Consider the following 13,613-nt stretch of genomic DNA (forward strand, 5'->3'; position numbering starts at 1 on the left):
GTATTGGTAGATGCACCCTGATAATCCATTCCCCTTGCTGGCTCAAACTGGCCCGGGGATTTTTTTTGCGTATATAAACCAATTTATTTTTTACTTAAATTACCCGGATATTGTGAGTCGGATTGAGTACAGAGTATTGGTAGATGCACCCTGATAATCCATTCCCCTTGCTGGCTCAAACTGGCCCGGGGATTTTTTTTGCGCATATAAACCAATTTATTTTTTACTTAAATTACCCGGATATTATGAGTTGGATTGAGTACAGAGTATTGGTAGATGCACCCTGATAATCCACTCCCCTTGCTGGCTCAAACTGGCTCGGGGATTTTTTTGTATATATAAACAGATTTATTTTTTACTTAAATTACCCGGATATTAGAAGTCATATTGAGTACAAAGTATTGGTAGATGCACCCTGATAATCCATTCCCCTTGCTGGCTCAAACTGGCTCGGGGATTTTTTTGTATATATAAACAGATTTATTTTTTACTTAAATTACCCGGATATTAGAAGTCATATTGAGTACAAAGTATTGGTAGATGCACCCTGATAATCCATTCCCCTTGCTGGCTCAAACTGGCTCGGGGATTTTTTTGTATATATAAACAGATTTATTTTTTACTTAAATTACCCGGATATTAGAAGTCACATTGAGTACAAAGTATTGGTAGATGCACCCTGATAATTCATTCCCCTTGCTGGCTCAAACTGGCTTGGGGATTTTTTTTTGCGTATATAAACAGATTTATTTTTTACTTAAATTACCCGGATATTGTGAGTCGAATTGAGTACAGAGTATTGGTAGATGCACCCTGATAATTCATTCCCCTTGCTGGCTCAAACTGGCTCGGGGATTTTTTTGCGTATGTAACAGATTTATTTTTTACTTAAATTACCCGGATATTAGAAGTCATATTGAGTACAAAGTATTGGTAGATGCACCCTGATAATTCATTCCCCTTGCTGGCTCAAACTGGCTTGGGGATTTTTTTGTGCATACAATTCTAACTTTAGTTTTAACTAAATTGCCCGGATATTATAAGTCTAATTGAGTACAGAGTATTGGTAGATGCATCCTGATAATCCATTCCCCTTGCTAGCTCAAACTGGTGCGGGGATTTTTTTTTGCTTGAAACTTACCCAATAATTGTTTTTACTAAAATTGACCGGATTTTATTAATTAGATCGAGAACAGAGTATTTATAGATGCACCCTGATAATCCATTCCCCTTGCTGGCTCAAACTAGCGTGGGGATTTTTTTTTGCTTGAAATTGACCCAGTAATTGTTTTTGCTAAAATTGACCGGATTTTATTAATTAGATCGAGAACAGAGTATTGATAGATGCACCCTGATAATCCATTCCCCTTGCTGGCTCAAACTAGCGTGGGGATTTTTTTTTGCTTGAAACTTACCCAATAATTGTTTTTACTAAAATTGACCGGATTTTATTAATTAGATCGAGAACAAAGTATTGATAGATGCACCCTGATAATCCATTCCCCTTGCTGGCTCAAACTGGCTCGGGGATTTTTTTTATGAATATCCTTCCAATAACGGTTTCTACTCAAATTACCCGGATTTTGTTAATTAGATTAAGAACAAAGTATTGGTAGATGCACCCTGATAATCCACTCCCCTTGCTAACTCAAAATGGCACGGGGATTTTTTTTACTGACATTGGGTATCTCTGAATTTTACTCAAATTACCCGGATTTTATCAACTAAATCGAGAATAAATTAGTGGTAGATGCACCCTGATAATCCATTCCCTAGTTGGCTGCCACCTGCTAGGGTTTTCTATTACTTTTTTATCGCTTTTAAGCCTTAATTTGAAAAAAAACTGATGAGAACTTGGGCTTAACAAGCATCATAATAAATGCATAACAAGGAATTAGGTATAACCTAATACTCTATTAATGTAATAGACTAAATCTCCATAATAATTTCCGAGACACACAATTTTTTAGTGCTGTAAATTAGACTAGCATTAAACTAACAATATTTTAAACCATTGCCAACTTTTTTTTTTAATTATTCGGTGATTTTAAAAAATATGAAAAGTATGAAAAAATACGTTAATGGATTGATATTTTATGTCTTGCAATTAAAAAAAATCTATTATTAAAGCCTTCGAGACTGTTGTTCCTCAAGAGGGGGTTATTAAAGTGTATTAATTTCCACTCTTTAAGGGTTCAAAAAGACTAAAATATTATGCTTTATTTCAGAAAATCTTTATGATTTGAAAGCCAATTAATCTTAAAGATATAGGTTAAGTCTTCAAGAACTCTATCAATATATACTTGATGGAGTAAATAGAGATACCTGGCGATGAAATATAATTGATTACATTTTGTCTTTCAATCAAATTCTCTTTGCAGGTACAACATTATCCTAATGTGAAAAGGATACTCCCTTGTGAAATTGCATTGAAATAGCAAATCAAAATTCTAAGATTATGATTGGTTTATTAATTGCAATTAATTATCAAATAATTAAAATAGTTTTAATGGCATGCTATCAAAATATTTTTCCATCTATTAATTGATAATTTTTCTAATTAACCGGAAAATAAAAGAATAAATAAATTCTCAAATCAATTATTATTCCCATACGAACTGTATTGCTATCAATATTTTTTTACTCTTTTTGAAAGCTGGTTAATTATATCTATAAATATAACAAAATAAAGAATGTCAACATTGTTTTCATAGGGGATAATATCTAATATTTTATTTTTTACATTTATCAAATACGACTCAAGAAAAATAAAATATTAAGAGGATGATATGTGATAATATTTTACTCGCATGGGCGAAATAATTATGGGCGAAATAATTTATTTATTAAAGGTAAAACAATGGCTTTATCTGTGATTAAATTTTCTAGTGAAGACTGCGGTATTTGTCACAAGATGTCATTTTTTGACAAAAAAGTAGCTTCTGAACTAAATTTGGAATTCATCGACGTCAAGATGCAAGATACAGCTACATACAGGAAATATCGTCATATTTTGTTGGGCTTGTATCCTGATAAGTCACAAATGGGTTGGCCTACATATGTAATTTGTGATCATCTAGAAAATGAGTTAAAGATTTTTGGAGAAGTTAAAGGAGGTCATGCTAAAGGAGAATTTAGAAGTCGCTTACAAGCCCTTCTTAACGGTATAGAAGCGACTCAAAACTAATAAGATTAAATAAGATTAAAAGAATTCACCTCCAGCACAGGACCAATTGCAGCATTAGTCATAATATCTTCACGAATCTTGCCATTAACTTCTGCTTTTTGTCCCGACTGGAGTAATTTTTTGTCTGCGCCCCTCATGATTTGGTAGGTTGTACCTTCTTCAGTAACTAAAGCCCAAGCACCCATACCAATATCTCGACGCTCTATGGTGCCCTTCACAGTAATACTCATACTTTTTCTCAACTAGTGCCTTTCAAAATTGTCATGAAAAATTTGATAGAGTCCTCAAATAAAACTCTTTGAATTATGAGGTTCTTCTAATCCCCTCAATTTAAATCCCCTCCTAAACTCCCCTCAGGATAATTGTTGGGGGAATTTTTTTCGGAGAGGAAATTGTTTATACCCTTTGAACAACTATGTATCTTATGGGAAAAAATCTAGAAATACCATAGGAGGAGAGGGTATTTTAAGACTAATAACGCTTATATTGTGGCTTGTTCTCGATTATTGGCAGCTAAACGTGCCAGACCAAAGCAAAGTACAGCATTAACAATTAAAAATCCACGAGCGGCTATACCATTTCCAAATCCCCACACAGCCGGATCGAATATGGAGCTAACCGCCAAGCAAGAAGCTATCCCTAAAGATGTACCAATGGCAAACCACTTCCAACGAGTATTTCCTAGAAGTAACGCCATTAAAACTATAGGAACCAGTATGCTTGCAAAAAATGGATTTAAGGGATCGGTCCCTTGAAAAGTATTACCCAATTCAGGGATCGAACTACCCAGAAGCCGGAATGGCCATTGGGGAAGATCGAAAACATAAATTCCTTTCAGGAAGAATAGACCGGAACTACCGGCAATTAAACCACTAGATAAAGTCCAACTCCAAGCGAAGGGAAAGTAAACTCGTAAAAACCAAGCGAGTAGATAAGAACCTATAACCATCAAAATTTTGGGTAACAAAGCTACCACGCCGCCATCAATCCAGAAACGGGGGTTGATATAACCGTTATCCCGCAACCAACGGAAGAAATCTTGGAAACTGATTTGTCCTTGAGCCGCTAACTTAACTGCTGCTTCTGCATTCAATTTTCCGGCTCCATAGTAATTTAAGCCATCATCTTGAACTTTACGAGCAGATTGTTCCAGCACGCTCAAAACTTCACTTGGATCGTTAATACCTTTAGCTTTAATTAATGCAGCAACAGCAGATACGTGGGGTGCAGCCATGCTGGTGCCTTGTAAGCCCATGAATGTGTTCGTACCCTTATTATCGGGATCGATGGTTTCTTGGAGAATTTTTCCTGCATCGCTACCGCCAGGGGCAGAAATTTCCACTCCAGCACCGTAGTTAGAGTAGGGAGCTTTTTCACCATCTGGACCAAATGCCGAAACACCGATCGCGTGGGGATAACGGGCTGGATATTCTGCACCATTATCACTAGAATTACCAGCAGCAGCAACAATAACTACACCTTTCTTGTGGGCATATTCAATTGCTTCTTTCATTAATTGATTTTCGCCACCGCCACCTAAGCTCATATTAATTACGTCTGCACCATTATCGGCGGCAAACTTAATCGCTTCGGCAATATCAGCAACGGTTCCAGCTCCAGATTCATCCAACACCTTCAAGGGCATTATCTGAGCTTCATAGGCAATTCCGGAGACACCATAGCTGTTATGAGTTGCTTGAGCGATAGTACCGGCAACATGGGTACCGTGTCCGTTATCATCTCTAGCGTTCGTTGTATCGTTAACAAAATTGTATCCTTGAACAAATTTTGTTTCGTTCAAATCTCGTACTTGAGTTACACCAGTATCGATAACAGCAACTGTGACCCCATCACCTTTAGTTTCTTGCCAAGCCCCTTCCACATTGATATTGTGAAAATTCCATTGCTTGTCGTACATTGGGTCATTGGGGAAACCAAAAACAGTTTTCCTTTCAGCTGCTCCTTCAGATTGAAGAACTTCTCCTAGACGAGCTGTTTCGCCAAGGGGAGGAATTTCATATATATAATTTGGCTCAATAAATTCTGTAGCTTTAGCAAATTCCGATTTACGTAGTTGCTTGAGTAGTTGGGGGGTACCCTCAACAATATAAACATTATCCTTCTTGGAGAATTTGTTATCTAACTTTGGAGTAACATCGAATTGTTGCGCGATCGCATTTAAATTCTGCTTCAATGTCTCCTGAGAGATATCTTCACGAAAATCCAGCAGGATAGAATTATATTCGCCTTGGGTTGCTAATCCTTGAAAATTTAAAAAATTGAACAAAGCAAATCCCAGTCCAACCAAAAACAAGCAAAATAAGATAAACTTTCTCATTTTAAACCCATAATTGTTTTGCTAGTTTACTGACTACCTTAACTCATACCTAAACCTATACTCACTCCTAGTGCTTTGATTTTATAAAATGGTTACATAAGTCACCTAAAGAAATGATATTTTGAGCAATTCTTTTCAAGTAAATTGCGATCGAGGCAATACCAAACAATAATTCAAACAAAAACGAACAAATTCTTTTGATTGACAAATAGATTCGGATATTAAATATGGAACGCGGACTTTTATGGTTTCCTCTACTGATAGCTTTCTTCTGGTTAGCTTGGGAAGGTTGGAAGGAATTTCAGAAAATAGAAACCTATCGCAGTTGGGCTGAACAGTTTGAACAGGCAAAATACGATATATATTCAGTCTTAGGTCAAAAAGATAACAAAATTACTTGGGGCAAACCCACAACTAAAGGTCCAATACAATTAGAAACATTTTCTTTAGATAATGTAGAGAAGTTAAATATCTTGATAGATGAAAAATTAGTAGATATTGGGAGCCTACCAAGTAAAGGGAAAAAAATCGAATTAGAATTTGAGTTTAATAAAACAGAAAAATCAGTGCGGATTCCATTTACAGAAATACCTTTAGCAGCAGAATGGGGTAAGTTTTTACAGGAAAAATTGCAATCGGAGCCTAGTGATTAGTCATTACTAACACCTTGTTATTCCTTTGTTCCTGTTTCTATTTCTCAATTTCTACTTCTCAATTTCTACTTCTCCTCAATTTCTAAGTTGTTCAAATTATGAGTGTTGTAAAATCATCTTCTGTACCCACTGCTTTGACTATTGCTGGCTCTGATAGTGGTGGTGGTGCAGGGATTCAAGCCGACTTGCGCACTTTTGCTTTTCATTGCGTCCATGGAACAAGCGCAATTACCTGCGTTACTGCTCAAAATACTTTGGGAGTGCAACGGGTAGATGCAATGTCAACCGAAGGCGTAATTGCTCAAATACAGTCAGTTGCAGAAGATATTGGCGTAGGAGCAGCAAAAACTGGTATGTTACTAAATCGAGAAATTATTGCTGCTGTTTCCCAACAAGTAAAAGAATTACAAATTCATAATTTAGTTGTCGACCCAGTGATGGTATCGCGGGCTGGGGTGCAATTAATTGATAATGATGCTGTTAATACTTTGCGTGATACTTTAATCCCCCAAGCTAAGATTGTGACTCCAAATCGCTACGAGGCACAAATCTTAAGTGGATCGGAGGTTAATTCTGTGGATGATATGTGTTTAGTAGCTCAAATTATTTGTGAAAAAATAGGAGCAAAAGCTGTACTGGTCAAAGGTGGTGGAATGAAAGCTGAGGCTCGGGGAGTTGATGTTTTCTTTGACGGACAAAATTCAGAAATATTACAAACTATTATGGTAGATACCGATAACACCCATGGCACTGGTTGTACCCTTTCAGCAGCGATCGCTGCTAATCTTGCATCTGGCAAAGATCTACTAAGTGCAGTCAAACAAGGAAAAGAGTATGTAACTGCAGCCCTGAAATACGCCCTAAACATTGGTGCAGGTCAAGGACCTGTGGGGCATTTCTTTCCTTTGCTGAAATAAAGGTACACTATATTTACAACAAAAAAGTATTTACAACAAAAAAGCTGCACCTGGGTAAAATTTTCCTGTTTAATTCTGACTCTGTATTTTTTTATATTTATTTACAGAGTTATTGAGCAAGCAAATCATAAATATAAAAAGCTACTAAGAGTTACCTGAATTTATACTGATTTTAAATTATACTTAAAAATAATATGAATTCATTGAGAATTGTAAACCGAAAACTTTGCTTGCGAAGAAGTTTTCTATTATTCTAGGGCATAGTGCCTACTTTTTCGGAATTTTAAGGCGAATTCAGCTGTTATTTTCTACTTTTTGTCAAATTTAACTCTTTTTTTATCATAGTTTGCACATGAGAAGTATCTCCAATCCCGTTCCGGGAAATATCCCAACAGCAAACGCCCATCATCATTCACCTTCTGTACCCTTGTCTGTGTACCGTGAATTAGCAGTTGAATTACAGGCTGCGCAGGCAAAAATAGATAATTTAAACGATCAAAATCGAGAATTAACTCGGGAGAATCAAGAACTTCGGCAAGAAGTTAGCAAAGCTATCAGCACAGTTTTACGATTACAAAATTTTATTGATTCTCAACAACAAAGCCGAGAATATCAAAAACCTCACATAGAATATAATTCACCTTCCTACGAACGAGTTGAACAACCTTCCCACAAAAAAGTTGAACAGCGAAGTGAAAATCCTCGACGAGTGGCGAGAACTTCTCATAAAAAGAAAGTTGCTCGTCCTCGTCCCCCCGTTGTCCCACCACAAATCAAAATTCCTGATTCAAGATCCGAACAAGTATTAATAGAAGAACAAGAGGTACGTCACTATCGTCAACGTCAAACCCAATCTTCAGAGGTGAATGGCTGGTTTTTGGCTTTAGCTATTATCTTGATCGTCTTTACAGCCTTTGGTGCGGGCTATTTTATTGTCAGACCCCTATTAAAACGTTAATGAAATTTAATATTTAGTGAAAATGCATCTAAATCACCAAAACATATATGGTTATTTGCTGTAGTTTTGGGTTATAGGAGATACATGTTACAACAATAAGTTGATTGGGATAAATAATTGGTGTAAACCTTCGCAATCGTAATATTTATTGAATTAACCTCAAATTGGTAGAATTAGCATCTACTGCAAATTAATGCTGCAAATAGTACGTATCAATTTTGATGTGAAATATTAACTTGATGTGAAGCATCAATATTAAACTACTTGCTCAGCATCATTAAAATTAGCGCAAGCTAAATCAATGTTAATTCAATAAAAAATAAATAAAACTGTGGAAGTAAGGAGATAAACAATGAAAAAAGTAGAAGCTATCATTCGCCCATTCAAACTTGATGAGGTCAAAATTGCCTTAGTGAATGCAGGTGTAGTCGGGATGACAGTTTCTGAAGTGCGGGGTTTCGGACGACAAAAAGGGCAAACCGAACGCTATCGCGGTTCTGAGTACACTGTGGAGTTTTTACAAAAATTAAAAATCGAACTCGTAATTGAAGATGATTTGGTAGATCTTGTTGTAGATAAAATTATTTCCGCAGCTCGTACCGGTGAAATTGGCGACGGTAAGATTTTCATTTCCCCAGTAGAACAAGTCGTACGAATTCGTACCGGGGAAAAGAATACTGAAGCTGTTTAAAGAAGAGAACAGGGAACAGGGAACAGTTAACTGATGACTGATAACTGATTCATCAAAGCAGTAAAAGCCTTACCTCGATGACTAATTGAGCGCTTCAACTCTGGTGTCATCTCAGCGTATGTTAATTGATGTTCGGGAACGAAAAATACTGGATCGTAACCAAATCCACCACAACCGCGAGGTTCATGGAGAATTTCACCCGGACACAAACCTTCAGTTTCTAGGGCGATAGTACCATCAGGACGGGCTATTGCAATCGCGCAAACAAATTGGGCTTGTCGATTATCTTGGTTTGCTAGTTCCTTTAATAGCCGAGTGATGCGATCGGTATCTGTTTTGCCATAGCGAGCAGAATATATACCTGGTGCACCATCTAGAGCGTCGACTTGTAAACCAGAGTCATCGGCGATCGCCCATTTTTTTGTTGTGATCGCTACTTGGGATGCTTTTAAACAAGCATTAGCAGCAAATGTATCGCCTGTCTCTTCTATTTCAATTTCTGGTGGTTTTAGGGCTAATTCCCATTTGGAATCGGCAAGATAAGCTTGCATTTCCTTTAATTTACCCGGGTTACCGGTAGCTACAACAAGTTTCATCGGTTGGTGATTGGGGATTGGGGATTAGGGATTGGGAAATAATTATAAACAAATAATTTGTTTTAATAAAATTCTTGTAGAGACACGACATATCGCGTCTCTATATATACCGGAATTACAGGAAATATAGCGCTATGCACAAGTAAAAAGCTTACAAGTCATAGCTTTCATAATTTACCAATTTTATAACCTTATTGTGTAGCGCTATATTTAGGCTTCGAGTTGAACTACTAAACTACTCCGCCCAACTTTTTGCCCAAGCTAATGTTTTATGAACTGTTTCTAGGTCTGCAGCTTCACAGTAAAGTCGTAAAACTGGTTCTGTTCCACTAAAACGAATCATTAACCAGCTATTATCTTCAAGCCGGAATTTATAGCCATCGATGGTTTTGCAATCAACTACTTTCTTATCCAAGATTTCCGTTAAGGGTTGGCTCTCTAATTGCTTGAGCAAACGTGATCGCACTTCCATATTTGCAAGTGGTAAATCGATGCGATCATATGCGGAGAAAAATCCAACTTGTTGTTGTAGGTAGCGGTAATAGTCGCTCAAATCTTTACCTGACTCAACCACTGCTTCCAAAACATACAACGATGAAAGCAAAGCATCTCTTTCAGGAATATGGCTTCCATAACCAATACCACCAGACTCTTCACCACCAAGTAATACAGCAGAATCTAACATCCGGTCGGCAATGTATTTGTAACCCACAGGTGTTTCATAAATCGATAATTTATGAAGTTCTGCAACTTTCGGGATTAAATCCGAACCACTGACAGTTTTGACGATTTCGCCACCAAAATTACGTCTAACCGTTAAATGATCGATTAATATCGGGATCAAGATTTGGGAACTAAGAAAATTCCCTTCACCATCCACAGCAGCAATGCGATCACTATCCCCATCAAAAACTAATCCTACAGTCAAACTTGTGGGATTGGCTGCTCGGTGGGAGCCCATTACCTTAAACAAGTGGGAAAGATATTTCGGTAAAGGTTCCGGTGCACCACCTTCAAACAATGGATCGCGATTGCTGTTAATTTCTTTTACTCCATCACCTAACAGCATACCCAGACCACCAGCAGCAGAACCGTGCATGACATCGCCAAATACGGTCAGTTTACCTTCTCTGATGGCACCGCGAATTTTTTCAATATTGACTTTCGTTTGTAATCCCTGACAATAACTTTCCCAAGGATTAAATGTTTCTTCAGTCCCTGCTGTGTTAGCAGGTTTTACTCCTTCAGGTAATAATGCTTCTATTTTCTTGGTAACTTCTGGAGGTACGGAACCACCAAAAGCACTTTTGACCTTCAACCCCAAATATTCTCCAGGATTATGAGAAGCTGTAATTACTAATGCTCCCAAAGCATTTTGTTGTTTCGCCGCCCAGCTAAAAGCAGGTGTAGGTGCAAAGGTTTCGCTAAATACAACATCAAAACCTGCAGCCTTAACAACATCAGCTACTTTACGAGCAAAATTTTCTGCCATAAATCGTCTGTCATAACCGACAATAATTTTTCGGTTACCGACATTTTTACCATATGTATCAAATAAAACTTTAGCAGCGATAGGCGCGACCCAAGCTACACGCTCAAAAGTGAACTCATCACCAATCACTCCTCGCCATCCGTCCGTACCAAACTTGATTGATTTAACTGCAACTGGCATTGAGTAATCCTACTATCTGTATATGCAATTTCTCTTGGGATGGATTTTAACACCTTTATTAGTCAACAGTTAACAGTCAAAAGTTATCGCTATATAGATAATCAATTAACCATCAATAGGGAATAATTACGCAGATCAGATTGAACTAAAAATAAAGATTTTCTTTGAAGGTTACAAATCAAAACAAATTTTCTAATTATCAATTACCAATTAACTGTTCTCACCGTTCAATATGAACTATTGCTAAAAACATCCGTATTTTCTCTCAAACAGTCAATAAAAATGCTATAATAAATGCAGTGATAATACGTAAAACATAAAAATCCAGCGCGATTTAGACTCGATTTTGTCAATATTGGTTTTGTCAATATTGGTAAACAGATAAAGAAAAAAGTACAACTGTCAAACATCTATGCCAGTTGTTCGGAGAAAAAATTACCTCGAATAACACAATTGGCACTGTGACTAAGCCCCACATCAGATGTTTGACAGCGGTACAAAACTTCACACCCTAGGATTTTGCCTTTAAAAGTCTTCCACAAATTGGCTTATGCGGCTAATTACAGGGTCATCCTCTTGAGGAGGAGTTTTAGGAGTAGGAGGAGCAGGTTTGACTGCTTCAGCTACCACCTTTGATTCGTTTGGACTTGGAATGGTACCGCCTTGATGAACTGATACTGCTAACTGTGCGATTTGTTGGCTGAGTTGCATCATGTGGCGTTCCATCATCTCCAATCGATTAGATTCTTTGGCAAAGAAACGTTCCTCAAGATCTGCCATTTGACGTCTCAATTCAGCAATCTGCTGTTCTATGCTCCCAACGGGAGCATTTTCTACAACTTTAGAACCAGGCTTGACAGAATCTGGGACGCATAAAGCTTGCCACAAAGCTTCTTTACAAAGGTCGCTGAATGTCTTATCTGGATCTTCTTCCAGATACCTTTCTACAAGGTCTAACAAACTCTCATCAGCAACACCAGGGTTGAAAGTAACTGATTTAACTACTTTTTTTGACCATTGGAACATTAGCGTTAAGCCCTAGAAGAGCGGGAGGAAGAGAATTGAGCCTCTCCATAAATGAATTGTCCTAAAGCATTTGCTTGTCTGGAGGGCGCAGCTAAGTGAGCATTAATTTGTGCTTCTTTGAGCAGACGCTGTACGTCTTCCCAAAAGAACTCGCCGCCACCACCAGTTAAAATTACATCTGTAACACGTTCTGGCAGCCATGCTAACACACGGCTACAAATTTCACGAGAAAACATTTCTCTCAAATTCGGTAGGAAATCATCCAGGTTTGTAGGTTTGCTAGCACCTCTAGGACGATATAAACGTTCGCCTTTAGGCTTATTTACGGCTGAGATTAAAGATAAGGACTGACTGTCAGCTCCTTCTATTTCTTTGGCAACTAGTTCGTAAAATTTATTCATTCCGAAGTCTTCGCTCTTGGAAGCACCTCTTGCAAAGCGGAAATTATCTATCATTAAACAGTCGGTTGTTTGATGCCCGATATCTACAATTGCGACAGAAACTTTAGTAAAGTCAGGAGTAGCTGCTCCTTTCTTGGGTTGGGCTTCACACCACAAAAGGCTACCGTAGCCCTCCGGCATAATCCAAACCTTATTGACATTTAACTTGACTTCTTCCCCACGAAAGTTCATCACATGAGGTCCGCTAACTTGGGATATCAACTGTGATTTTTCTTTTTCAAACTGCTCTTGGGAATGATAAGGAATACTTAAAACAATTGAGATGTCGTCTTTAAGTTTAAAATAACCAGCACATGCTAATACTTTGATCAACGCATCTTCAACTTTGGATTGACCTACTCCTAAATTCGCTCCAAAGTCAGCTGCTAGTTGACCGACGGCGTATCCATCTCCTTGATACTCCAACCATAAATCCATTAGCGGATCGGTCGCACGGGCTTCGAATACTCCACCTCGGACCTGCTCCATAGTCATTCGTTTGACGTTAGCCGAAACGAATATAACATTACCAGGATCCCGGCTTATACAACTTTTGGTAGAAGTTCTTCCCAAATCTACACTCAGGATACCTTTTGCCAATACGGTGCCATTTGGTTTGGGTGTTGTTGTGGTTGTGTTTATGGGGGTGGAAGCCGATACTCTATTCATAGGTATGGCTGCGGCGTTCATTGGGGTAGCTGCTGAAGGTTGGTCTGTCATGAAAATTCCTAGTTTCTACTAAAGCTCTAACAAGTTATCATGCTCATCTTACAAAATGCGGGCATCTGAAATAATTGGCAGCGTTAAATATTGCTACAAATTAAGACAAAATTACGGAGTTTATGAACATCATCAAACCCGCTAGATGCCTGAATTACTGTTATGTTGCCACCAAACGACTAATTCCATACTTGATAATGGTATTTTTTTAGACAAATTTATGAATGTCTATTTTTATTTGGCAGCGGTATTGGCTATGTTTCTGTTCTTTTGGTAGATTTAATCACCCTGGAGATGATACAAGTGTTCTTAGTCCCAAGTCCTAAATTCTAAAAAAATTTGACCTTGGAGCTTAAAATTTATCAATAAGTTACCAGCTTATTGTTAAACAATTGATGAGTATATTAGCAAATCT

At 37.7% G+C, this 13,613-nt stretch carries 11 protein-coding genes; 5 read left to right on the plus strand and 6 right to left on the minus strand.

Features of this window, described 5'->3' with window-relative positions; all coding sequences use genetic code 11:
• Window positions 1-2,860 precede the first annotated feature (2,860 nt).
• Window positions 2,861-3,187: a hypothetical protein gene (locus BC008_RS01560; protein ID WP_027840910.1), complete on the plus strand. Its 327-nt coding sequence runs from the start codon at window positions 2,861-2,863 to the stop codon at window positions 3,185-3,187.
• A gap of 5 nt (window positions 3,188-3,192) precedes the next feature.
• Here BC008_RS01560 and BC008_RS01565 read toward each other — a convergent pair whose 3' ends face one another.
• Both BC008_RS01565 and BC008_RS01570 read right to left on the minus strand, forming a co-directional pair.
• The gene (locus BC008_RS01565) at window positions 3,193-3,417 is read right to left on the minus strand and encodes a hypothetical protein (protein ID WP_027840909.1); all 225 of its coding nucleotides are present in this window, start codon (window positions 3,415-3,417) and stop codon (window positions 3,193-3,195) included.
• 251 nt (window positions 3,418-3,668) lie between these two features.
• Complete coding sequence (locus BC008_RS01570; RefSeq protein ID WP_027840908.1) at window positions 3,669-5,525, minus strand: DUF5942 domain-containing protein; 1,857 nt, start codon at window positions 5,523-5,525, stop codon at window positions 3,669-3,671.
• Between the two features lie 227 nt (window positions 5,526-5,752).
• Here BC008_RS01570 and BC008_RS01575 point away from each other — a divergent pair, with 227 nt between their 5' ends.
• The 4 genes from BC008_RS01575 to BC008_RS01590 all read left to right on the plus strand — a co-directional run bounded on the left by BC008_RS01575 (window position 5,753) and on the right by BC008_RS01590 (window position 8,744).
• Entirely contained in the window at window positions 5,753-6,178 is a 426-nt protein-coding gene (locus tag BC008_RS01575; protein ID WP_027840907.1) for a hypothetical protein, read from the plus strand.
• A gap of 98 nt (window positions 6,179-6,276) precedes the next feature.
• Entirely contained in the window at window positions 6,277-7,095 is an 819-nt protein-coding gene (thiD, locus tag BC008_RS01580) for a bifunctional hydroxymethylpyrimidine kinase/phosphomethylpyrimidine kinase (protein WP_027840906.1), read from the plus strand.
• A gap of 352 nt (window positions 7,096-7,447) precedes the next feature.
• Window positions 7,448-8,053 carry a hypothetical protein gene (locus BC008_RS01585; protein ID WP_058182988.1) on the plus strand — a complete coding sequence of 202 codons (606 nt, stop codon included), beginning with the start codon at window positions 7,448-7,450 and terminating at the stop codon, window positions 8,051-8,053.
• 352 nt (window positions 8,054-8,405) lie between these two features.
• A complete protein-coding gene (locus tag BC008_RS01590; protein WP_027840904.1) occupies window positions 8,406-8,744 on the plus strand; it encodes a P-II family nitrogen regulator in 339 nt (112 codons plus the stop codon).
• A gap of 26 nt (window positions 8,745-8,770) precedes the next feature.
• Here BC008_RS01590 and rdgB read toward each other — a convergent pair whose 3' ends face one another.
• The 4 genes from rdgB to BC008_RS01610 all read right to left on the minus strand — a co-directional run bounded on the left by rdgB (window position 8,771) and on the right by BC008_RS01610 (window position 13,198).
• Window positions 8,771-9,340 (minus strand): RdgB/HAM1 family non-canonical purine NTP pyrophosphatase, encoded by a 570-nt coding sequence (gene rdgB, locus BC008_RS01595; protein ID WP_027840903.1) that lies wholly within the window; start codon window positions 9,338-9,340, stop codon window positions 8,771-8,773.
• 235 nt (window positions 9,341-9,575) lie between these two features.
• Complete coding sequence (locus tag BC008_RS01600) at window positions 9,576-11,012, minus strand: phosphoglucomutase/phosphomannomutase family protein (RefSeq protein WP_027840902.1); 1,437 nt, start codon at window positions 11,010-11,012, stop codon at window positions 9,576-9,578.
• 525 nt (window positions 11,013-11,537) lie between these two features.
• On the minus strand, window positions 11,538-12,038 hold the full coding sequence (locus BC008_RS01605; protein ID WP_027840901.1) for a hypothetical protein: 501 nt from the start codon (window positions 12,036-12,038) through the stop codon (window positions 11,538-11,540).
• Window positions 12,039-12,043: 5 nt separating this feature from the next.
• Window positions 12,044-13,198 carry a ParM/StbA family protein gene (locus BC008_RS01610; RefSeq protein WP_027840900.1) on the minus strand — a complete coding sequence of 385 codons (1,155 nt, stop codon included), beginning with the start codon at window positions 13,196-13,198 and terminating at the stop codon, window positions 12,044-12,046.
• Between the last annotated feature and the right edge of the window lie 415 nt (window positions 13,199-13,613).

Source organism: Mastigocoleus testarum BC008 (assembly GCF_001456025.1).
GTDB classification, from domain to species: domain Bacteria; phylum Cyanobacteriota; class Cyanobacteriia; order Cyanobacteriales; family Nostocaceae; genus Mastigocoleus; species Mastigocoleus testarum.

Coding starts and splice junctions, on each gene's coding strand:
- BC008_RS01560 (WP_027840910.1), top strand. CDS start 2,861: ATGGCTTTATCTGTGATTAAATTTTCTAGTGAAGACTGCGGTATTTGT.
- BC008_RS01565 (WP_027840909.1), bottom strand. CDS start 3,417: ATGAGTATTACTGTGAAGGGCACCATAGAGCGTCGAGATATTGGTATG.
- BC008_RS01570 (WP_027840908.1), bottom strand. CDS start 5,525: ATGAGAAAGTTTATCTTATTTTGCTTGTTTTTGGTTGGACTGGGATTT.
- BC008_RS01575 (WP_027840907.1), top strand. CDS start 5,753: ATGGAACGCGGACTTTTATGGTTTCCTCTACTGATAGCTTTCTTCTGG.
- thiD (WP_027840906.1), top strand. CDS start 6,277: ATGAGTGTTGTAAAATCATCTTCTGTACCCACTGCTTTGACTATTGCT.
- BC008_RS01585 (WP_058182988.1), top strand. CDS start 7,448: ATGAGAAGTATCTCCAATCCCGTTCCGGGAAATATCCCAACAGCAAAC.
- BC008_RS01590 (WP_027840904.1), top strand. CDS start 8,406: ATGAAAAAAGTAGAAGCTATCATTCGCCCATTCAAACTTGATGAGGTC.
- rdgB (WP_027840903.1), bottom strand. CDS start 9,340: ATGAAACTTGTTGTAGCTACCGGTAACCCGGGTAAATTAAAGGAAATG.
- BC008_RS01600 (WP_027840902.1), bottom strand. CDS start 11,012: ATGCCAGTTGCAGTTAAATCAATCAAGTTTGGTACGGACGGATGGCGA.
- BC008_RS01605 (WP_027840901.1), bottom strand. CDS start 12,038: ATGTTCCAATGGTCAAAAAAAGTAGTTAAATCAGTTACTTTCAACCCT.
- BC008_RS01610 (WP_027840900.1), bottom strand. CDS start 13,198: ATGACAGACCAACCTTCAGCAGCTACCCCAATGAACGCCGCAGCCATA.